Origin of the sequence: Azospirillum endophyticum (assembly GCF_016595245.1) — a bacterium.
Lineage (GTDB): Bacteria > Pseudomonadota > Alphaproteobacteria > Azospirillales > Azospirillaceae > Azospirillum > Azospirillum endophyticum.
Genome location: NZ_JAENHM010000025.1, coordinates 1 through 18684 on the forward strand (window position 1 = coordinate 1; position 18684 = coordinate 18684).

General features: G+C 66.4%; 16 protein-coding genes and 1 pseudogene. 3 read left to right on the forward strand and 14 right to left on the reverse strand.

Features of this window, described 5'->3' with window-relative positions:
* Nucleotides 1-27: 27 nt before the first annotated feature.
* The 4 genes from JHL17_RS07140 to pstS form a co-directional block, all read right to left on the reverse strand.
* Nucleotides 28-864: a pyruvate kinase gene (locus JHL17_RS07140; RefSeq protein ID WP_247893374.1), complete on the reverse strand. Its 837-nt coding sequence runs from the start codon at nucleotides 862-864 to the stop codon at nucleotides 28-30.
* Between the two features lie 85 nt (nucleotides 865-949).
* Nucleotides 950-1234, reverse strand: a complete 285-nt coding sequence (locus JHL17_RS07145; RefSeq protein ID WP_200191511.1) for a hypothetical protein — start codon at nucleotides 1232-1234, stop codon at nucleotides 950-952.
* A gap of 81 nt (nucleotides 1235-1315) precedes the next feature.
* A complete protein-coding gene (locus JHL17_RS07150) occupies nucleotides 1316-3013 on the reverse strand; it encodes a Na/Pi cotransporter family protein (protein ID WP_200191513.1) in 1698 nt (565 codons plus the stop codon).
* 105 nt (nucleotides 3014-3118) lie between these two features.
* Nucleotides 3119-4132 carry a phosphate ABC transporter substrate-binding protein PstS gene (gene pstS, locus JHL17_RS07155; protein ID WP_200191515.1) on the reverse strand — a complete coding sequence of 338 codons (1014 nt, stop codon included), beginning with the start codon at nucleotides 4130-4132 and terminating at the stop codon, nucleotides 3119-3121.
* Nucleotides 4133-4482: 350 nt separating this feature from the next.
* Here pstS and JHL17_RS07160 point away from each other — a divergent pair, with 350 nt between their 5' ends.
* Nucleotides 4483-5367: a CHAD domain-containing protein gene (locus tag JHL17_RS07160; RefSeq protein WP_200191517.1), complete on the forward strand. Its 885-nt coding sequence runs from the start codon at nucleotides 4483-4485 to the stop codon at nucleotides 5365-5367.
* 80 nt (nucleotides 5368-5447) lie between these two features.
* Here JHL17_RS07160 and JHL17_RS07165 read toward each other — a convergent pair whose 3' ends face one another.
* The 3 genes from JHL17_RS07165 to JHL17_RS07175 form a co-directional block, all read right to left on the reverse strand.
* On the reverse strand, nucleotides 5448-6494 hold the full coding sequence (locus JHL17_RS07165; protein ID WP_200191519.1) for a DUF2252 family protein: 1047 nt from the start codon (nucleotides 6492-6494) through the stop codon (nucleotides 5448-5450).
* A 117-nt stretch (nucleotides 6495-6611) separates the two neighbouring features.
* Nucleotides 6612-7670: a DUF2278 family protein gene (locus JHL17_RS07170; RefSeq protein ID WP_200191521.1), complete on the reverse strand. Its 1059-nt coding sequence runs from the start codon at nucleotides 7668-7670 to the stop codon at nucleotides 6612-6614.
* Between the two features lie 85 nt (nucleotides 7671-7755).
* Nucleotides 7756-8181 (reverse strand): phospholipase D-like domain-containing protein, encoded by a 426-nt coding sequence (locus JHL17_RS07175; RefSeq protein WP_200191523.1) that lies wholly within the window; start codon nucleotides 8179-8181, stop codon nucleotides 7756-7758.
* Nucleotides 8182-8463: 282 nt separating this feature from the next.
* On the opposite strand from JHL17_RS07175, the pseudogene JHL17_RS07180 reads away from it, so the two are divergent.
* Nucleotides 8464-8832: pseudogene (locus JHL17_RS07180) on the forward strand (ISAzo13-like element transposase-related protein); the annotation flags it as partial.
* Nucleotides 8833-8867: 35 nt separating this feature from the next.
* On the opposite strand, the gene JHL17_RS07185 reads toward JHL17_RS07180, so the two are convergent.
* From JHL17_RS07185 to JHL17_RS07210, 6 genes are all read right to left on the reverse strand, one after another.
* Nucleotides 8868-9929, reverse strand: coding sequence for a maleylacetate reductase (locus tag JHL17_RS07185; protein WP_200191527.1), 1062 nt, complete (start codon nucleotides 9927-9929; stop codon nucleotides 8868-8870).
* A 27-nt stretch (nucleotides 9930-9956) separates the two neighbouring features.
* Entirely contained in the window at nucleotides 9957-10502 is a 546-nt protein-coding gene (locus JHL17_RS07190) for an NADPH-dependent FMN reductase (protein ID WP_200191529.1), read from the reverse strand.
* A 102-nt stretch (nucleotides 10503-10604) separates the two neighbouring features.
* Complete coding sequence (gene oxlT, locus JHL17_RS07195; protein WP_200191531.1) at nucleotides 10605-11990, reverse strand: oxalate/formate MFS antiporter; 1386 nt, start codon at nucleotides 11988-11990, stop codon at nucleotides 10605-10607.
* 82 nt (nucleotides 11991-12072) lie between these two features.
* Nucleotides 12073-13725, reverse strand: a complete 1653-nt coding sequence (locus JHL17_RS07200; RefSeq protein ID WP_200191533.1) for a class I adenylate-forming enzyme family protein — start codon at nucleotides 13723-13725, stop codon at nucleotides 12073-12075.
* Nucleotides 13726-13781: 56 nt separating this feature from the next.
* Nucleotides 13782-13961, reverse strand: a complete 180-nt coding sequence (locus tag JHL17_RS07205) for a hypothetical protein (protein WP_200191535.1) — start codon at nucleotides 13959-13961, stop codon at nucleotides 13782-13784.
* A 93-nt stretch (nucleotides 13962-14054) separates the two neighbouring features.
* Complete coding sequence (locus JHL17_RS07210) at nucleotides 14055-14936, reverse strand: intradiol ring-cleavage dioxygenase (protein ID WP_200191537.1); 882 nt, start codon at nucleotides 14934-14936, stop codon at nucleotides 14055-14057.
* Between the two features lie 218 nt (nucleotides 14937-15154).
* Here JHL17_RS07210 and JHL17_RS07215 point away from each other — a divergent pair, with 218 nt between their 5' ends.
* Nucleotides 15155-16057, forward strand: a complete 903-nt coding sequence (locus tag JHL17_RS07215) for a LysR substrate-binding domain-containing protein (RefSeq protein WP_200191539.1) — start codon at nucleotides 15155-15157, stop codon at nucleotides 16055-16057.
* A 192-nt stretch (nucleotides 16058-16249) separates the two neighbouring features.
* Here the strand turns inward: JHL17_RS07215 and JHL17_RS07220 are convergent, their stop codons facing one another.
* Nucleotides 16250-18586, reverse strand: a complete 2337-nt coding sequence (locus tag JHL17_RS07220; RefSeq protein WP_200191542.1) for an Orn/Lys/Arg family decarboxylase — start codon at nucleotides 18584-18586, stop codon at nucleotides 16250-16252.
* Nucleotides 18587-18684 lie beyond the last annotated feature (98 nt).

Consider the following 18684-nt stretch of genomic DNA (forward strand, 5'->3'; position numbering starts at 1 on the left):
CTCATGCTCGGAAAAGCTGTCGCCATCCTACAAGTCCCTAACAGCCTCTAGCAGGAATTCGTCACCGGCGGTCAGACGCGCACGGTTCGGGCCGACACTGATCCGGCCGATGCGCACCTTGGGGCCCGCCAGATCGGCGAGAACGGTTGCCCGCTGTCCTGTGGCAGCTTCGGCGGCACGCAGGTTGCGGATCATCGCCGCCCAACTCTGCGGATCATCATGGGCGCAGTTGATCCGCACCGCATTCGCACCATTGCGCAACAGCGCGATCATGAAATCAGCCTTGGAGGCCGCCTCGGACGGCAAGGTCACCAGGATGGCCGGCCGGCTGAGACCGACGGCCGCCGGGCCGAAAAGCTCGTCGGTGTTGGCGCGCAACAGGCGCTCGCCACGGAAGAAGGCGCGGGGCCTTGGATGATGCACCGGCATCGTCCCGCATATCGCGGCCAACGCGCCGATCACCGCATCGAGATTGGCGAGAACACGCCCTTCCAGCCGTCCCAGCGACGACAGCCCATAGGTCATCAGCGCATCCTGGAGTCCTCGCAGATCGCGATGGCGCAGCGTGAGGTAATGGGCCAAGTTCAGGGCGCCAACACGGAACCGCCGCCGTCGACCTCGCACATTCCACTGCCGACAAAGCGTCCGGCCCTCGGCACTGACCTCGTTGCGAAGCTCGAGAAGTTCAGTCAGCAGATCGTTCGGAGAAGGAACGAACCTCGGACCCTGCATCGCATCGCTTGCCGGTTCACGCGGATTACGGCTTTCCCCTCTATGCGTCACAGGCTGTGGCGGCATGCCATCAACAGCCTCGCAGCCGACTGCCGGAGCCGCCTGATCCAGACCAGTGTCGATCGCCTGCATCTTTCTCGATCCTCTTGCGCTGCGACGCCATCGGCGAGGTTTGGAACGCCAGTTGTTGGAGGGTGTCGGAGGCGTTCTGCCGTGTTTACCCGGTCTTGCCCGGCGCAATAAGGCTCAGGCCCAGGCGTCCGCGGGCGAAATCCAGGTAGCCAACAGCGTTTCTCCAGTTGCCTTTGCTCCAGGCCCACTCCGCGGTGGACAGGGTGGTGTTGATGGTGCCGACCTCGGAGGTGGAGGGGACCTTCTTCCGAGCCTCCGCGAGCAGGTCGGGAAATTGCCGGGCGAGGTCCGGCGCGGGCGGGGTCTGGGCCGCGGCAGGGACGCTGAGGACGAGGCCGCCGATGATGGCTGCGGCATGGAGCATTTTCATGGGACAATCCTGGACAGAGGAGCTATTTTTCCGGTTATGGTGGCGAGCGGGACCTTCGTGATCCCGCCAGCCGCGAGGCCGTCAAGCGAGGGCCGGGCGCGGATCCAGGTCGGGGGCGGTGTCGCCAACCGGCATCTGCGACAGCACACCGCTGCGGTCGACCGACCGCCGCTCGCCGTCCAGCCGTTCGATCAGAAGGAAGGCGCGCTCGGCGCTGCCGAGCAGGCCGAGCAGCGTCCCACGCTCGCGCGGGCTCAGCCCCTCATGGGTCAGGCAGGTGCGGCGGAGCGTGGCAAGCGCCTCGACCCGGCGGTCCGCTTCGACAGGCTGGGAGGATCCCGGTTGCAACGCCCTCATCGCCTCGTCCAGCCGGCCGACCAGCCCGGACACCAGCTCCCGGCCCTGCGGGGAGAAATCTTCCTCCTTCACGCGCAGGGCTACTTGGTGAAGCGTTTCGCCGAGGCTCTCGGCGAAATCCGCCTCCTCGACCAGGCTGGCGACGAGGTCCGCCTGCGGGTAGGACTGGTTGGGCTTCAGCAGGGTGGCGGCGAAGGTGCCGATGTTCCGGCTGAGAATGCTGATCGCCATACGGTGCGCGCCGGGGTCCTTCGGTGCGTGGGGCGCGGCGCTCGCCATGGCGAGGAATAGCGTGCTCGCCTCCAGATGGCGGGCGATCTCCTTCTGCAGGGCGGGGACGCCGGCAGCGAGATCGCCACGCCGGTCGGCCGTCAGATACCGCGGCATCGAGTAATCCTCGATATCTTCCGAGGAGTCATGGCCGATGCGGCGCAGCACCCGTTCGAACACCCCGATGAAGGGGAACAGCAGCAGCACGTTGAAGATGTTGAACACGGTCGAATAGAGGCCGATGGCGACCGGCACCAGCGGGTAGGTCTCCTTCCCGTTCACCATCACCGGGACCGACGGGTCTCCGCCGAACCACTGCATGGCGAAGCGCAGCACCTCCATCGAGAGGAAGAACAGCGGGATCGTCACGCAGACGCCGATGATGTTGAAGCTGATGTGGGCATAGGCCGCGCGCTTGGCATTCTTCGACAGGTTCAGGGATGCGAGCCAGGAGGTGATCGTCGTTCCGAGATCGGCGCCGAGCGAAAAGGCGACCGCCGTCTGCCAGTCCAGGATGCCGGCGGAGCCCAGCCCCATGACGATGCCGATGGTGGCCGAAGAGGAGTGGATCATCGCCGTGACCAGCGCCGCGGTGGCGACGCAGACCAGCAGTCCGCCGAAATTCTCCGCCTGCAGGGACGAGATCGCCGACATCACCTCCGGCATCCCGCGCAGCGGACGCAGCCCCCCGGTCATCAGGTTGAGGCCGTAGAAGATCAGGGCGAAGCCCATGCAGGCGAGCGCGATGTTCTTCGTCTTCTCCGACTTCGCGAAGATATGGACGAGCGCGAAGACGCCGGCCAGCAGCAGGCCGAGCGGACCGAGCGGCAGCGCGATCAACCCGTTGCCGAGCGTCGTTCCGATGTTGGCGCCCATGATGACGCTGATCGCCGGGCGCAGCCCGACCACACCGGCGTTGACCAGCCCGACGGTCATCACCGTCATCGCGGTGGAGGACTGGATGATGCCGGTGATGAAGGTGCCGGCCAGCACGCCCTTCACCGGGGTTCCGGCGAAGGTGGCGAGCAGGGCACGCATCCTGTTGACGGCGACCGCCTGGATGCCGTTCGACATGAACTCCAGCCCCAGCATGAAAATGCCGAGCCCGCCGAGAACCGGCACGATGATCTGGGTGAAGACGTCAACCTGCATGATGGATTTCCTTGCCGTGCTCGGTTGTCGGGAGCGGACGGTCGCGGGTGGTTCTTCCGCGCGGCATTCGGGTTGGCCCTGGGGACGACGCCCCGTACTGGACGATCACCGGGCGGGAGGCGCCGAGTTCCAGGATGCCCGGACGAGGGCCACCAGCGGAGCCGGCAGCGGCACGTAGCCGAGGTCGGCGGCGTCCTGCTGCCACAGTGTCAGCGCCCCGTCGAAGAAGCGCAGGACACGCCGTCCCCGGCCGCTGTCGATCCGGTCCCGCGGCATCAGGGCGAAGACGGTGGCGGCGACCGGATAGGCGTCGGGATCGGCGGCCTCGGCCAGCAGCAGGGTGAAATGAGGGGACCGGCTCCAATCCGCGCTCGTCGCGGCCGTTTCGACCGTTCGGTGGGACGGTGCGACGAACCTGCCGGCCCTGTTGGCCATCTCCGCCATCGCCAATCCCGCCCGCGCCGCCTGCCCGGCCTCGACATAGCCGATCGCACCTGGCGTCGCCTTGACCGCCTCGACGATGCCCTGGCTGCCACGCACGCCGGTGCCGGTCGGCCAGCGGAGTTCGGTGTCGACCCCGACGCGCTTGCGCCAGGGGGTGCTCGCCCGCGCGAGGTAGGCGGCGAAATTGTAGGTGGTTCCGGACCCCTCACTGCGATGGACGACGGTGATCGGTCCATCGGGCAGGGAAAGGTCGGGATTGAGCGTCTTGAGGGCGGGATGCGACCAGGAGGTGATGGTTCCCAGATAGATGTCGGCCAGCACCGCGCCGGAGAGGCGCAGGGAATGGCCGCCGGATCCGGGAAGAGCGGCAGGGAGATTGGCGACGACCGCGATGCCGCCCATCGCGACGGGGAACTGCATCAGCCGGTGGCGGTCGAGGTCCCCGCCGTCGAGCGGCACATCGGAAGCGGCGAAATCCACCGCACCGGCGATCACCCGCATCGTGCCGGCGAGAGAGCCGACCGGCTCATAATCCAGCCCGCCGTCCGGGGACGGGAAATCGTCGCCGTCGGCCTCGGCCGTTCGGAAGTGTTCGGCCCACTGGCTCAGCAGGGGAAAGGCAAAGGTCGATCCGGCCCCCATGATGGGCTCGGCTTTTGCCAGTGCAACCGTCATCACGCTCAGGCACACGAGTACAGCCAGAAAAGACCGTGGCATGCCACCCCCATCGCTCAGTAAAGCCGGGTTGCTTTCATGCTTTTTTCTTGGAAGCGGATCGTATTTGCCGACGGTGACGAACAGATGACAGCTGGATGCAAGAGCGCCAAAGAGCGAAACACCTATCCGAATTCCCAAAGCGTGGCGGAACGATAGGCCGGTCTACGGCAAATCCCGCCGGAGCCACCAATCGCTGCAACCGCCCGCGCCCTCTCCTGTTGTCTCCGGGTGATGGAGAGGGAACGGCAAGACATTCCTCCCGCCGTCGGGCCAAAGGGACCTATTGCGAGGAAAGGACGAGCACCGGCATGGGTTATGAATTGGTTCAGCACGAGACCTCCGATGCAGCCGTGCGCCGGATCATCGGCGAACAGCTCGCTGCGGCCGCCGATGCACTGCAGGATGGCGGCTCTTCACGGCATAAGGCGGTGCATGAGGCTCGCAAGTCCTGCAAGAAGGCCCGCGCCGCGCTGCGGCTCGCCCGCGGAGCCGTGGGCGGCAAAGCCTTCCGGCGGCTGAACACGGCGATCCGGGATGCCCAGGGCGGGCTCGCCGGGGCTCGCGATAGCGCGGTCATAATCCAATCACTGGATAAACTGCGCTCGCACTCCCAGGATGAGCTGGAAACCGAGGGCGTCGCTGCGTTCCGCGAGCATCTGGTCGAGCGTTGCCGCAGGATCGAGGCCGAGCAGCTCAACAGCGCCGAGGGTTTCGAAGCGATCGTTGCCATGTTGCGCTCCGCTCAAGCGGAGGCGGGCGACCTACCGATCTCGGAGCGAGGGTTCGACGTCTTCCGCCCCGGCCTCCGCCGGATCTATCAGACCGGCCGGTCCATGCGGAACGGTGCGTTCCAGACCTTCGAGACCGCCCATGAATGGCGCAAGCAGGTCAAGAATCTCTGGTACACGGTCCGTCTGATGCAGCCGGTCTGGCCGGGTCCGCTCAGCTGTCTCGGCGAGGAGCTTGAGGACCTCAGCGAGCGACTGGGCGACCATCACGATCTCGCTGTCCTGCTGCAGGCGGCAATGGAGGCGGATCTCGGCGACGGCACGGTCCCGTCCCTGAAGGCGGCTGTCGAACGGCGTCAGGCTGGACTGGAACGGAAGAGCGTTCCACTGGGGGAAAAAGTCTTCGCCGAACGGACGGAGTGCTTCCTCGACCGCATCGAGACCTACTGGTCAATCTGGATGTGAAGCGGCGCGAGGATCCGATCCGATCGGCAGTCGACCCGCTGGTTTACGCGGGATCGGGACGTATCGGCCTGCAAAATGGATCAGCGATAGCTGTGCCATTCCTTGACCGTCCAGTCGGCCCCAGTCTGTGCCGCGCCGGCGAGCCAGCCTTCCGGCTGCCGACGGAGATGGCGGTGGATGGCGTGGACGTCGGCATCGGCGGCATGAACCGCCGCCAGCTCGGCCGCCATCGTGGCGACCAGCTTGTCGCGATGGGATTTCGCGAGCTCGTCGAAGTCGAGCTTGCGGTCGTTGGGTGACAGCCATCGGACGGCATGGCCGGTACCATAGACGAGCGTGGGGTCCGGCGAGCGGTGTTGCCCGGTCGCCATGCGCTGCGCCAGTCCCGCTTCCCGACCCGCAACCCAGCAGGATGGCATCACGCCCTTGATTTCGGCGGCGACCGGTCCGCCGCGGTGGATGCCGGAGGCTGCGAAGCGCGGCCGTCCCAGACTGCCGGCACCGGCCGCGCGGGGCGCGATCTTCCGGTCGGACAGTTCGTCCGGCAGGGCCGCGAGCAGCGGCGCCTCGAATTCGGGCGGTTCGACCGGGGCGGGCTGCGCGTCGCGGAGCTTGTTCCAGTACTTGATACGATCGTCGTTCGTGGCCTCGAACAGGTCGCGCAGCCAGAGCCGATCACCCTCCAGAACGATCGGCTGCGGGGCCGTCAGCGCCTCGGCGTAGGAGTCCAGGAGGGTGTCGGCCACCTGACCGGCGTCCAGCCCATCGTCCGCCACCAGTATGCTCGCGCACAGCCGGACCAGATCGAGCGCATAGGGCAGGCGGGCGGCCTCGTCATAGTCGTTGATCCCCCAGACCAGCCGGAACTGGGCGTCGCGCCACAAGCCGAAATTGCCGGCATGGGCATCGCCGACCGAGGCAACCGACGGTGCCCCCATCAGGTCGGGGCAGAGCACCGCCGCGCATTCGGCCCAGCGCCAGCAGGTCGCACGCAAGAAAAGAAAGGCGCTTCGGCGCATCTTGTCATGCTTGAGGTCGAGGTCCTCCGGGCGGAACGCCGTGCCGAAATGCGCCCGCAGACCGGCTTCGTAGCGGTCGATGGAGGTGGTCAGGTCAGGTGGGGACATCCATCCTTCTCCCGTTCCAACTGCTGCAAGAGAGCCAGACCGGCACTCCGGACCGGTCGGGCTGCGATGGCCAGCCCGGCCTGATCCCATGTGTTCGTTCCGATCCGGCAACGCCCGTCAGTTCTGGAACGGGATGGTCCGCCCGGGCTGGCTGGCCTCGGCCTTGGTGTAGGCGACACCATGGACCTTGATACCCTTGGCGTCGAGCAGGGTGATGATGCCGCCCCGATTGGACAAGGCGACGGGCTGCTCGACCGGCACGGTCATCGTCGCCCCCGGGGCGATCTCGCCGGCAAGCGTCATCGCATTCTTATGCTTGTCCTTGATCATCCACCCGTCGAGGGAAACGGTGACATCCGCGGTGTTCAGCAGCGTTACCGTCTCGTGCTCCGGAGTTCGTACGTCGTTGATCAGCGCCGCGACGATGCGCACGAGCCCGTCGGGAACATCGAGTGGCGGGATGCGGTCGCGGCGGATCGGCGCGTGCGGCTCGCCCCTGTGCTCCGGATCAGGCGGCACGGCCGGCGTCGCAAGCGCGTCGTCGGAATGCCAGGCCTGGCTCTGGAATTTCAGGAAAACCGCCACCCATTGCTCACCCTGCGCGTCGTCCGGAAACTGGAAGAACAGAGCGCCGTCCTGGAAAATGCCGTTGTCGTCGGCGAACCGGCCCGGCGGGTTCCCCTGGTTCATATGGATGTCGTGGATGCCGCGGCCCGGCTTGAAACCGAAATACCGGTCCGCCTTGTTCTCCTCGGGTCCCCAGGTCTCCCCGAGGGCATAGAGCCAGGCATTCTCGTCCGACATGGCGCGCTGGACATAGGCGTCGATCTTCTCGTTCAGGTCGTTGTCGGGGCCGGCGGCCGAAAGCGGCAGCGGCTTCAGTTCCCACGGCTGAATCAGGTTGCCGCGGATGAAGTCGACGGCGATGCCGTCCGGGCGGCTCGGCGCCGGATGCAGCCCCTCCCCCAGGGCGGCCAGTTTTTCCGTGATGGGATGCTCGAAGCGCGACCGGACCAGGAACTGGACCTCGCTGCCGTCCTGTGACCGGACATTGATGGCGATCCGGTGCAGTATGCCGTTCTCCGACACCAGCACCTGGTAATGGGGGCTGCTGCCGGTGGCCAGGCGGTTGTTGATCGGACGCCCCTTCAAAGCGGAATAATTCCTGAGCGGCATGCGGATCTCCTGCATTGTCGGTTGCGGGCCGACAGTCGGTGGAGGGACGGGCGGCGTTGTGATGCGCCCGACGGCGGTATGGCGGTCAGCGCGAGAAGAGCAGGCGGTCCCGCTGCGCCTGACTGCCGTCGACATAGTATCGCTCGAACCAGGCAGGCTCGCCGCTGAGGGCGCGCGGCTTGCGCAGCGTCAGCGGGTTCGGCTTGGCCGCGACCCCGGCGACCCTGCCTGCTTTCTCGGCCTCGTACATGCGATTGCGGAACTGCAGATGGTCGAACACGCAGATCGCCTCGATCGCGTAGGCCGTGGCGATCTTGCGGTCCTCGATCAGGATCAGGTGGTCGCCGTTCTGGTGCTCGCTGGTCGGCGCTGCGGCTTTCGCAACTGGCGGGCAGGTTGTGGCCGTTCGGATGGCCGTCGTCGTCTCTGGACGAGGAGTCATCGATGACCGCGCGCAATCGTCCGCCGAAACGCTCCAGCTTTTTGAGAAGATCGGGGAGATTGAGGTCATAGGCGAGGATGTCCAGCGTGACGGAGCGATCTGCCAGTGCCTCGTCGACGAACTCGTGGATCAACTGCCGGGCCTCGAAGCCGAGCCAGTCATAGACACTCTCGCCGCGCCCATTCCTGACGTCCGGCATCACGAAGTCGAGGCCGTCTTCAGACTTTTTCGGAATGATGTCCGGGTTGTTGCCGAACTGCTCCCGATAAGCCTGCGAAGATGCAAAATTCCGTGTGAAGCCGACATCGACGATGCCGTCGTAGGTGACCGCCGCCTGGGCGATGTCCAATGGTCCGGCTGTGGAAAGTGGAGTTGCAGAAGCTGGCCGACGAAACCGGCCTCACCATCAGCGTCTGCCGCTACCCGCCGGGCACCTCGAAATGGAACAAGATCGAGCATCGTCTCTTTTGCCACATCTCGCAGAACTGGCGCGCCCGACCACTGACCAGCCGCCTCGCCATCGTCGAGCTGATCGCCGCAACCACCACCAAGACCGGTCTCAAGGTCGCTTGTGAAATCGACACTGCCGACTACGCCAAGAGCATCAAGGTCTCCGACGCCCAAATCGACGCCCTCGCCATTACCCGCAACGACTTAAATCCAGAGTGGAACTATACCATCGCCCCACGGCCACAAAACAACGCACTTAATTTGGTATAATTCCTAACAGTTTGGTTGCCGCTCTGGGGCGAGGCTCACCCCTCCAAACGGTCGGGCGGCAAGCCGGCCCAGACCCGACCGACGAGCTTGCGGATCGCCTCTTCGTCGAAGGGGCGTGGGTTCCAATAGGACTCCTTCATGGAAAGGAGAGCCACCTCGTCGATGCCACTCTCCGGCATGCCCAGATCCTTCAGCGCGCAGGGCGCCCCCAGCCCAACCGCCAGGTCGTACAAGCCATGCGCGGCATCCGTCTTCCCGAGCGCCGCCGCGATGCGGGCTGCGGCATCGGGGGCCGCCGGCGCGTTGTAGGCGAGGACATGGGGCAGTATGGCCGAATGGGTTTCCGCATGGGGCAGACCGAAGCTGCCGCCGAGCACATGGCATAGCTTGTGGTGCAGGGCCATGCCGACCGCTCCGAGGCAGATGCCGCACAGCCAAGCACCGTAGAGCGCATCGGAGCGGGCACCGACATCGGCTGGGTCGGCGACGATGCGGGGCAATGCCCGGCCGAGTGCACGGATGCCCTCCTCGGCCATCAGGGAGGTCACCGGGTTGCGGGCCTGGGCATAGAGCGCCTCCACCGCATGGGCCATGGCGTTGATGCCGGAGGTGACGGACAGGGCCGGCGGCAGGGACAGCGTCAGGTCGACGTCGTAGATCACGGTTTCGGGAAGGATCTTGGCGCCGCGTTGCGTGGTCTTGCGTCCATTCTCCGTCTGGCCGAGGATCGGCGTCATTTCCGAACCGGCATAGGTGGTCGGGACGGCGATCTGCGGCAGGTCGGTGCGCAGCGCGATGGCCTTGCCCAAACCGACCGCGGAGCCACCGCCGACGGCGATGGTGCAGTCGGCCCCGATGGCCCGCAGCATCGACAGCGCGCGCTCCGTCACCTCCACCGGCGTGTGCATGGCTGCGTCTTCGAACACGCCACCGACCCGGCCGTCCGCCGCTGCCTCGGCGGCCGCGCGATGGCGGCGGCCGGCCAGCAGAAGTGCCCGGCGACAGCCGAGACGGTCCAGTTCGGCTCCCAGCTGCGCCATCGTGCCGCTGCCGAAAACAACCCGCGTCGGCAGGCCGGTGTATACGAACGGCGTCATCCCCTGGTCCCTTCCGCGGTGGCGTCCTCAAGCTTTCAACCGCAGGGCCAGCTTTTTCAAGCCCGACAGATGGCCGGCGACGAAGCTGCGCGTGGCGTCGTCGGTCAAGCGCCCCTGTGCGTCGAACTTGCCGGCGGCGCTACCGACCAGTACCTCCGGCCCGTTCAGCATCTGGGCATTGAGATAGACCAGAATCTGGCGCAGGTGATGGTTGGCGAAGGCGCTCCCGAGCATGCTCAGGCTGGCGCCCATGATGGCGACCGGCTTGCCGTCGAAGGGCTGGTCGGGCGCCCGCGACGCCCAGTCGATGGCGTTCTTCAGCACGCCTGGAACGGAGCGGTTGTATTCCGGCGTGACGAACAGCAGTGCGTCGGCCTGCCGGATCCTGGTGCGGAGACGCTCGACATCCGGCGGATAGCCCTGGAGCCGCACATCGTCGTTGTAGAGCGGGATCGGCGAGAGGTCGAAGGGCTCGATCGTCATGCCGTCGGGTGCCAGTTCCATCGCCGCGCGCAGCAATGCCGTGTTGTGGGAGCCCTGCCGCAGGCTTCCGGAGATTCCCAGGACTTTCATGGTGGTTCGCTGCTCCCGTCAGGTCTCGCTGCTTCATGCCGAAAAGGTGCCGCGGAGCCGGCTTGCGCAGTCCGGCTCCGCAGGACGAGTACGGACAGGTGGTCAGCGCAGGACGGTCGCCCCGGCCGCCGACGGTGCGCCGTCCTGCCGGACGAGCCAGCTCCGGCGCATCGGCTTGAGGACGCAGAGCGCCAGCCCGGCGGTGCAGAAGTCGAGAACGCTGACCAGGGTGAAGACCAGCGGCCAGGACTGGGTCTGCTCGTAGATCAGGGCGGCCAGCGGTCCGCCCAGGATCGAGCCCAGCGCCGTCGCGATCAGCAGGAAGCCGAAATTGTTCGCGGCGTGGCGCGGGCCGAACAGGTCGCCGAGCAGCGACGGGAACAGGGAATAGATTTCGCCCCAGCCGAAGAACACCACGCCGGTGAGCAGCACGAAGAGCAGCGGGTCGGTGCCGAACTTCAGCAGCAGCAGGATCGACAGGCCCTCGAGCGCGAAGGCGACGACCATGGTGTTCTCACGGCCGAGATGGTCGGACACCCAGCCGAAGAAGGGGCGGGTCAGCCCGTTGGCGACGCGGTCCACCGTCAGCGCCAGGGGCAGGGCCGCCATGCCGAACACCATGACGTCCTTGGTGATGCCGAAATCCTTGGCGAAGGCGCCGATCTGCGAGATGACCATCAGGCCGCCGGTCGCCACCATCGTCATCATCGCGAACAGCAGCCAGAAGATCGGCGTGCGCAGCATCTCCCGCGGGGTATGGCTGTGCAGGCCCGCCATCTTGGCCTCGGCCGCCGCCCGGAAGCCGGCCATGTAGCCCTTGGGCGGCCGGGCCATCCCCTGCGCGGCCAGCACGCAGATCACGCCCAGGATCGCGCCGAAGACCAGCAGCGTGCTCTGATACCCCATCGCCTTGATGGCGGTATCGATCGGAAAGGTGGTGACGATCGCACCGAAGCCGTAGCTGCCGGCGACCATGCCGATGGCGAAGCCCCTGCGGTCGGGGAACCACTGCGTCATCAGCTCGACGACGGCGACATAGATCATGCCGGTGCCGATGCCGCTGAAGACGCCGTAGGTGACGTAGAGGACCGGCAGGCTGGTCACATAGGCCGACGACATCCAGCTCGCCGCGACGAACAGGCCGCCGACGGTGGCGAACTGCCGCGGGGTGAACTTCTCGGCCAGATAGCCGTGCATCGGGCCGAAGCCGCACTGGAAGATGCTGAACAGGGCGATGGTCACCTGGAGCGCCGACAGCGACACGTCGAAGCTGCTCAGCATCGGCTGGACGAAAAGCGCCCAGACATATTGCGGGCTGGAGATCGCCATCATCGCGACGACGCCCAGGACAAGCTGGCGCCAGCGGACGCGCGTCTCCCATCCGCAAGCGCCCTGCGCCATGGCGGCCGGCCCGGTCCGGCCCATGCGGCCGGCGACGGACCCTGCCATCGGATCGGCCATCGGATCAGGATGCGTCTCTTGCGACATGGCGTTCCTCCTTGATGCTGTTTTGTTTTTTAAGTCTCTTGGCAGTGATGCGCGGGGGGCCTCCACTCCCGCAGGCGCGTCATTAGGCCGGTGCCGAGGCGTGCCGTTCGCGGTCGAAGGCCCGGGCGAGCAGGGACGGGTCCTGCTTGAGGCGGTATTTCTCCACCCGGTGGGAGGAGGTGTGCGGCAGCGCGTTCACGAAGACGAAGAAGCGGGGGATCTTCATCGCTGCCATCCGGCCGTTGCACCAGTCGATGATCGCTTCGGCGGGCGGCGGCTCGTCGCGGGGGACCAGCACCGCCATGATCTCCTCCTCGCCCAGCTCGGACGGCACGCCGATGGTGGCGGCCTCCAGGATGCCCGGATGTTCCGACAGGATGCGGTCGAGCTCGGCGCCCGAGATGTTCTCGCCCCGGCGGCGGATGATGTCCCGCTTGCGGGCGACGAAGTAATGGTAGCCGTCGCCGTCGCGCCAGACGTAGTCGCCGGTGCGGAACCAGCCGTCCTGCATCGCCGCCTGCGTCTGTTCGGGATCATCGAGATAGTGCAGCGCCATGATCGGCGTCTTGACCAGCAGCTCGCCCATTTCGCCGACCGGCACGTCGCACCCGTCCTCGTCGACGATGCGCAACTCGACGAAGGTGTCGTCGAAGCGCGGGTGGCGAGCAGGCTTGCCGATGCTGCCGACCTTGTGCGGCCCCTCGAACGGGTTGTTGCAGGCCCCGGGGATTTCCGACATCCCGTAGCCCTCGATCAGGGTGGGAACGTGGAAATCCTGCTGGAAGACCCGGATCATCTCCGCGCTGATCGGCCCGCCATAGATCCGGGTGATGCGGTGGCCGGGGTCGAATTCGCTGCGCGGCCGGTTGGCCAGGATGTTGCCGAGCGCGGCCAGGATGTTGAACACCGTCGCCCCGGTTTCCGTTGCCAGTCGCCACAGGCGTGAGGCGCTGAAGCGGGGAACCGTGATCATCGCCGCCCCGGCGGCCAGCGCGCCGCCCCAGGAGTAGAACAGGGCGTTGATGTGGAAGATCGGCAGCACCGTCAGCAGACGGTCGGTCGGTTGGAGATGCATGCGCTCGACGAAGGCCTCGGCCGCCCAGACATAGTTCTTCTGACTGTGGACGACTCCCTTGGGAAAGCCGGTGGTGCCGGAGGTGTAGATCACCACCGCCGGGTCGTCGGGCTGTGGTTCCGGCAATGCGATGGCGCGGTTCCGATCGGCATAGCGTTCGATGTCCGCCACGACCTCGGCGATATCGGTGGCGGCGGCCCCGATGTCGTCGAGCGGCAGAAGCCAGGGCACCTCGTTGAAGGTCCGGGTGACCCGCTCGACCCGCTCCAGCTCCGCCGTCCGGCACGCGACGACGGTCGGGCGGCAATGCTTGAGGATGTAGGTCAGCTCGGAATCGGTCAGGCCGGGGTTCATCGGCACGAAGACGGCACCGATCTTTGCTGCGGCGAGGAACATCAGCAGCGGCACGTCGCCGTTGGACGAGACGAGCCCGACGCGATCGCCCCTGCGGATGCCGCGGACCAGCAGGGCACGCGCCAGCACGCCGCTCGCATCGTCGATCTCGGCATAGCTCCAATTGCGGCCCTCGAACAGCAGGACCGGGCGGTCGGGTCCCGCGGCGCGGCGGGAGGCCAGCAGTGTCGGGATCGTATCCCGATGGGACGGATAAAGGGCCAGGACGTCGCGTGGCCTGAGGCCGGTCTGCATCTCTGTCGGCATGGGGAACCCCCCCCTGAAAAGCGGAAGTCGTGGATAGCTTGGGGTTTGGGAACCGGTCAGACGGGCTCCTGCGCCTCCTGCCCGGTGCGCAGCCGAAGGCCCCGGACCATTCCCCGGTCGAGGCCGAGTTGGCCGGCGATGGTGCCGGAGACGTTGTTGGGCAGACGCCCGAGCGACCGTTCGGCCTCGACCGTGGCGGGACAGGGCCGTGGCGGAAGCCGTTCTCCGCCGGACATGGCGAGCAGGCGGGCGGCGCGGCCCGCTTTTGGACCGGATGCCGGAAGGGCGTCGCCGGTGCCGACGCTCTCTCACGGCTCGACCCCGGGGAGTCAGTCCTGCAGGGCGGGTTCCATCACCGGGCAGAGCACGAAGTCATGCTCGACCGTGTGGAAGGGGACGGCCATGGCCTCTCCCGTCGGGGCAATGCCCGGCTCGTGCCGCTGGAAATCGATGATCAGCGACTCCTTGACGCCGAACACCGCGTCGGAATCGAGATAAGCGTCGCCCGACACGAACAGCTGGGTCGTGACCGTCTGGAAGCCGGGTGCCGAGACGATCATGTGGATGTGCCCGGGCCGGTAAGGGTGACGGCCCATCCGGTTCAGCATCATGCCGACCGGTCCGTCCGTCGGAACCGGATAGGAGGCCGGCCGGATCGAGCGGAACCGGTAGCGGCCCTCCGCGTCGGTGCGCAGCTTGCCGCGTGCCAGCATCTCGGTCTGGCCGGGCAGCTGCATGTCGTAGTTGCCCTCGCCGTCACCCGACCAGACGTCGAGCAGCGCATCGGCAACCGGGGCGCCGTCAAGCGTCAGGACGCGGCCTGAATAGAAGGCCGGCTCTCCTTTGACCCCTTCGGCCAGGTTGCTGCCGAGTGGCCGTTCCGGAGCGCCTTCCCAGTAATAGGGCCCCTGCACCGCCGACTCCAGCGCACCCGTCGGCTTGCGGTTGTTGATGGCATCCACCAGCATCGACACGCCCAGCGTGTCGGAGAGCAGAATGAATTCCTGCCGCTTGTCGGTGCAAGTCTGTCCGGTCGCCGTCAGGAACTGGATTCCGGCCATCCATTCCGCCTCCGTCAGCCCCACCTCGCGGACGAAGTCGTGCATGTGACGGACGAGTGCCGTCATGATGGTCTTGAACCGTGGATCGTCGCAGGCGGCGAAACGGTCCAGCACCGCGTCGGTGATGCTGGATTCGCTGAGCTGGCGCATCGTTTCCCCCTTGGGAGTGCCGCCGTCGGGCGGCGGCCGTCAGTGTGGTCCGGAGCGGTCCCGTACGGGCCGGAAACCATCCGTTTTACGGAATGCTTGGATATCTATCCTTTTCTGCATCAGCGGTGAAATGATAGATTTCCATCATAACGATCGATGGCGTCGATGATCCGAGGTGGGCCATCCGTTTCGGGCAGGCCCGCCGGGAGACTCTCCACATGGAACTGCGGCATCTCCGCTACTTCACGGCGCTGGCGGAGCGCTTGAACTTCACGCATGCGGCGGAGAAGGTGCATGTTACGCAATCGACCCTCTCACACCAGATCAAGCAGCTGGAGGAGGAGGTCGGCCACCGCCTGTTCGACCGGGTCGGCAAGCGCGTCGTCATGACCGAGGCCGGCGAGACGCTGCTTCCCGCCGTCACCAAGGCGCTGCACGAGATCGACGAAGGGATCCGCACCCTGAAGGGGTCGGCGCGGCAGCTCAGCGGCATGGTGCGCATCGGCGCCACCCACACCTTCAACATCAGCCTGATCCCGGCCTGCCTTGCCACCTTTCTCACCAACAATCCCTCGGTCCGCGTCACCGTGGAGGAGTTGTCGGCGGCGGAGATCGAGGAGCGGATCGAAGGCGACACGCTGGACATCGGTATCGCCTACCGGCCCTTGGATCTGCGCGACCTATGGTTCGAGCCGCTCTACAACGAGGAGATGGTCCTCGCCGTCGGACCGGAGCATCCCTTCGCCCACCGCAAGCGGATCCGGGTCGTCGAGCTGCATCGGCAAAGCCTGGTCCTGCTGCCCAGGGAATTCTCGACCCGGCAGATGCTCGACGGCTGCCTCCAGTCCGTCGGGGCCGAACCGGTCGTCGTGGCGGAGACGAACACCATCGCCGCCATGCTGAGCCTGGTCCGCCGCATGGAGATCGCCGCGATCGTCTCGGAGCAGGCGGTGTCGGAGATGCGGGATCTGTGCATCGTCGCGCTGGAAAGCCCGACGCCGATGCGCACGCCCGGGATCCTGTGGAAGCGGGAGGGTGAACGGGCGGCCGCGGTGCGCTCCTTCGCCGCCATCGTCCGCCGGGCGGTGTCGAACGCCAAACTGAAGCGCCCACGGGAATAGGCCCGTATGCCGGACCTTGTCGCGGATGGATGCCGCCATGCCGCGCTTGCCTGTCAGCGGCCGCGCGACGCCATGGGGCGGCGGCCGCGCTTAGCGGTGCCGCCTTGACCTGTTCGTATTCGTCCCGCTTCGCGCGGTCGGTCTCGAACGGAAGTCAGAACTTTCCGATGCCGGTGCCTCTTCGGCCTGCCGTCACTCCCTCACCACATAGGTAAAGTAGCGGATGACGCCGTTCGCATCGGTTTCACGGTACAAGCCCTGGATTTCGTTGTCGAAGCCGGGGAAGCGGTTGGCGCTTTCCTGGAAGACCTTCAGGTAATCGATCATCGGCTTGGCCCGTTCGTCCAGCCGTTCGCCCGGAACGATGGTGGCGATGCCCGGCGGATAGACGACCCACAGCGTGGTGGCGATGCGGCCGGCGATCTGGTCGATGGGCAGGTAATCGACGTCGTTGCGCACCAGATGGCGCGTCGCCTCACGCGGCGGCATCGCCATGGTCGGCAGATGCTCCGGCCGGAAGATGGCACGCTGCAGGGCGCTGGTGTTCTTCTCGCGATAGAAGGCATGCATTTCCGCGCAGAGGTCGCGCAGGCGGCGGCCAAGATAATGGGCGCGCCGCTTGGCGACGAATTCGGGGATGACATCCTCCAGCGGAGCATTGTCGTCGTGCAGCCGCTTGAAGGCGACCAGACCGCTCAGCAGCGTACCGGCCTTGCTCGATTCGACGCCGGGCGTCAGCAGGAACAGCAGCGAGTTGAGGTCGTTCTTTTCCGGCACGATGCGGTTCTCGCGCAGGAACTGCGCCACCACCGGGGCCGGGATGCCATGGCTGCCATAGGACCCGCTGTGGCGGTCGAAGCCGGGGGTCAGCAGGGTCAGCTTGTTGGGGTCGGTCATCGCATAGCCCGGCCCGACATGCTGGAAGCCGTGCCAGTCGGCGCCGGGGGCGAATTCCCAATGCCGCACGTCGGTCGCCAGCTCGTCGGTCGGCACCTCCTCCCACAGGACCTCGGCGCCGTCGCGGGTGACGCGGTCGGGAACGAAGGGGTCGAAGAACCAGCGCTTGGCCGGATCGCTCTCGCGCTCCTCGAACTCGCGACGGATGGCGCGGATCTTCTTGCGTAGTTCGATGCCCAACCGGATCGTGTCGTCCCAGAGAATCTCGCCCGATCGCCCCTTCATCATCTGCGCGCCGACGTCCAGGGAGGCGAACAGCGGATAGAAGGGCGAGGTCGAGGCGTGCAGCAGGAAGGTCTCGTTGAAGCGGCGATGCTCCACCCGCCGGCGCTGGCCCTTGATGTGGTTGTCCTTCACATGGATCTGCGACGCCTGGGAGAAGCTGGCCAGCTGCTTGTGGGTGGACTGGGTGGCGATGATGCCGGGATGGCCGTCATGCAGCCCTTCCAGCCCCATGGCGAAATGCCCCTTGAACAGCGGGTGGAACTTCAGGAAGCCGGCCCAGGCCTCGTCGAACAGGATGTAGTCGCAGAACTTGCCGATGCGCTCCAGCATCATCTGGGCATTGTAGATGGTGCCGTCATAGCTGCACTGCTGGATCACCGCGGCCCGGAAGGGACGTTCGCGCTTCCAGGCGTCGGGATCCTTGACCAGCGGGTTGCGGCGGATGCGCTCGCGGATCGTCTCCTCGTCCAGCGCCCGCGGATCGATCGGACCGATCAGGCCGTGGGCGTTGCGCTCGGTCTCCAGGAAGATCGGGATGCCGCCGCCCAGGAACAGGCCGCCATGATGGGCCGCCTTGTGGTTGTTGCGGTCGAACAGCACGAGGTCGTCTTCCGCCACCAGCGCCGACAGCACGATCTTGTTGGAGGCCGACGTCCCGTTGAGCACGAAATACGTGCGCTCGGCCCCGAAGATGCGGGCGGCCTCCTTCTGCGCCTGCAGGGCCGGCCCCTCATGGACCAGCAGGTCGCCCATCTCCAGCACCGAATTGTCGATGTCGTCGCGGAACACCGCTTCGCCCAGATGTTCGACGAAGATGCGGCCGATCGGACTGCGGCTGTAGAAGATGCCGCCATTGTGGCCCGGGCAGGTCCAGAGCTGGTTGCCCTCCTCCGCGTAATCGACCAGCGCGCCGAAGAAGGGGGTCTTCAGCGTGTCGGCATACTGCTTCAGCCGGCTGACCAGATTCTTGGCGATGAATTCCGGCGTTTCTTCCGCCAGGAAGATGTAGCCGTCGACCTGGTTCAGCACGTCGACCGGGATGTTCTCAAGGCGCTGGCGGCGGACCAGCAGGATGATCGGCATTTCCAGTCCGCGCTGCCGGGCGAAGGCGATCAGCGACGCCTGCTTGCCGTCGGCGCCGCGCTTGCCCCAATCGACGATCATGCAGCCGATGGCGGCATCGGTGCGGATCGCGAGTTCGGCGTCCTCCACCCGGCGGGCGCGCACCACCTCGAAGCCCATCCGCTCCACTTCCGACAGGATCTGCTGAAGCCGCATGCCCTCCAACTCGTCCACCTCGAAGGCGGGGGCGCAGATCAGGAAGTTGAAGCGGCGGAAGAAATCCATGCGATGGGTCTCCGGAAGGGCAGGGAGGAGGGGCGGCGGGGAAACGCCGGAAAAAGGAGCGGTGGGACCGGCCCGGTCGGCAAGGGCGATTATTGGGC

What these genes read in the sequence shown, in the direction of transcription:
- JHL17_RS07165 (WP_200191519.1), bottom strand. Translation starts at nt 6,494, where the DNA reads ATGTCCCCACCTGACCTGACCACCTCCATCGACCGCTACGAAGCCGGT.
- oxlT (WP_200191531.1), bottom strand. Translation starts at nt 11,990, where the DNA reads ATGTCGCAAGAGACGCATCCTGATCCGATGGCCGATCCGATGGCAGGG.
- JHL17_RS07185 (WP_200191527.1), bottom strand. Translation starts at nt 9,929, where the DNA reads ATGACGCCGTTCGTATACACCGGCCTGCCGACGCGGGTTGTTTTCGGC.
- JHL17_RS07160 (WP_200191517.1), top strand. Translation starts at nt 4,483, where the DNA reads ATGGGTTATGAATTGGTTCAGCACGAGACCTCCGATGCAGCCGTGCGC.
- JHL17_RS07145 (WP_200191511.1), bottom strand. Translation starts at nt 1,234, where the DNA reads ATGAAAATGCTCCATGCCGCAGCCATCATCGGCGGCCTCGTCCTCAGC.
- JHL17_RS07200 (WP_200191533.1), bottom strand. Translation starts at nt 13,725, where the DNA reads ATGCCGACAGAGATGCAGACCGGCCTCAGGCCACGCGACGTCCTGGCC.
- JHL17_RS07215 (WP_200191539.1), top strand. Translation starts at nt 15,155, where the DNA reads ATGGAACTGCGGCATCTCCGCTACTTCACGGCGCTGGCGGAGCGCTTG.
- JHL17_RS07150 (WP_200191513.1), bottom strand. Translation starts at nt 3,013, where the DNA reads ATGCAGGTTGACGTCTTCACCCAGATCATCGTGCCGGTTCTCGGCGGG.
- JHL17_RS07210 (WP_200191537.1), bottom strand. Translation starts at nt 14,936, where the DNA reads ATGCGCCAGCTCAGCGAATCCAGCATCACCGACGCGGTGCTGGACCGT.
- JHL17_RS07190 (WP_200191529.1), bottom strand. Translation starts at nt 10,502, where the DNA reads ATGAAAGTCCTGGGAATCTCCGGAAGCCTGCGGCAGGGCTCCCACAAC.
- JHL17_RS07175 (WP_200191523.1), bottom strand. Translation starts at nt 8,181, where the DNA reads ATGACCTCAATCTCCCCGATCTTCTCAAAAAGCTGGAGCGTTTCGGCG.
- pstS (WP_200191515.1), bottom strand. Translation starts at nt 4,132, where the DNA reads ATGACGGTTGCACTGGCAAAAGCCGAGCCCATCATGGGGGCCGGATCG.
- JHL17_RS07205 (WP_200191535.1), bottom strand. Translation starts at nt 13,961, where the DNA reads ATGTCCGGCGGAGAACGGCTTCCGCCACGGCCCTGTCCCGCCACGGTC.
- JHL17_RS07220 (WP_200191542.1), bottom strand. Translation starts at nt 18,586, where the DNA reads ATGGATTTCTTCCGCCGCTTCAACTTCCTGATCTGCGCCCCCGCCTTC.
- JHL17_RS07140 (WP_247893374.1), bottom strand. Translation starts at nt 864, where the DNA reads ATGCAGGCGATCGACACTGGTCTGGATCAGGCGGCTCCGGCAGTCGGC.
- JHL17_RS07170 (WP_200191521.1), bottom strand. Translation starts at nt 7,670, where the DNA reads ATGCCGCTCAGGAATTATTCCGCTTTGAAGGGGCGTCCGATCAACAAC.